The organism is Caballeronia calidae (assembly GCF_900044055.2).
Taxonomy (GTDB): domain Bacteria; phylum Pseudomonadota; class Gammaproteobacteria; order Burkholderiales; family Burkholderiaceae; genus Caballeronia; species Caballeronia calidae.
On sequence record NZ_FCOX02000279.1, the window covers coordinates 1 to 1270 of the forward strand.

Consider the following 1270-nt stretch of genomic DNA (forward strand, 5'->3'; position numbering starts at 1 on the left):
TGCCCACTGAAAAAGTAGTGGGCACATTCTGCGTTGCATCGCCTCCGCCTTCTACGTGGGCCGAATTGAGCGCTTTCGAATTGCTGGACCCGAAAAAACATAAGCAGTATCGCATCCGCCCGGTGAGTTGCTATCGGTTTGCGTCGCATCTTTTGAGTGCGCCCATTGGCCTCAATGAGGTGGTGCCGTTAAGCCGCACCTGTGTGGTGGCGATCGTGCGAAACGATCTGGGCAAGCCTCATTTTCATGTGATCATGGGGATCGAGAAGGGAGAAAATCTTCTGCTCGACGCCAACGGACAGTGGCGCGGCGGGGCGCATATCCCGAAGTTTTTGCAGCGCTACCCGTTTATTCCCATTGAGCATCCGGGCGATCCGGAAAAATTCTCAGTCGGCGTGGATTCGACTTGCGCGGATTTTAATACCACGGAGGGTCAACCGCTGTTTCAGCAATACGAGGAGGGACCCACGCAGGTCGTCAAAGATGTGATTGCCCAGCTTCAGGCCTTCAATGCGCAGACCTTGGCGGGGGCGCGCCTGTGCGAAGAACTAGCCGAATTGGACCTGCTTGAGCCGCAAACGGCCAGCATCCAATTCGATCACGTGGCGTCTGAGCGGCGCCTCGACGGGCTCATGATCGTGAATGAAGCGAAATTCTGCGCACTGCCCGATGAGACGTTAGCCAAATGGACCCGCTGCGGGGCCACCGCGGTCATTCTGGCGCATCTGCAAAGTTTGCCGAATTTTTCTCGTTTTCTGACATTGCGCGCAAGCTAAAGCGGGGCACGCGTGGCCGAATCAACGCAACGTCTCGCTTAAGCGAGACGCGCTTGGCGGGCGCGCCCCTCTCTTGAGTTCAGAGTGGTGATGTATTCAGACTCCGATGGCCTCACGCAGGCGTTGGCCTTAGGCACCCAATGTCTGCTCAGGGGCGAGGCGCAGCGTGCTTGTGTGCTGTTTGAACAGGCGCTGGCCAGCGCGGACCACCGCGCGGATGGGTGGTTGAACTATGCCATTGCGCTGTCGGTCTCGGGACGTCAAGCGCAAGCGCGGCATGCGTATGAGCGTGCGCGTTTGCTGGCGCCCCATGACCACGGCGTGTTGTCCAATTACGCCACGTTCTTGCTGGCGCAGGGAACTCATGATGCGGAGCTTGAGTGCGTGCTGCGCGCCGCGGTGGCGGCCAAGAGCGATGAAAGCGCTCAATTCGGCCCACGTAGAAGGCGGAGGCGATGCAACGCAGAATGTGCCCACTACTTTTTCAGTGGGCA

Annotated in this window: 1 protein-coding gene and 1 pseudogene; both read left to right on the plus strand. The window is 58.7% G+C overall.

Features of this window, described 5'->3' with window-relative positions:
• Nucleotides 1–776 (plus strand): SapC family protein (locus tag AWB78_RS42620; protein ID WP_082883662.1); only part of this gene is annotated, 776 nt, incomplete at its 5' end.
• 90 nt (nucleotides 777–866) lie between these two features.
• A pseudogene (locus AWB78_RS42625) lies at nucleotides 867–1270 on the plus strand (hypothetical protein); the annotation flags it as partial.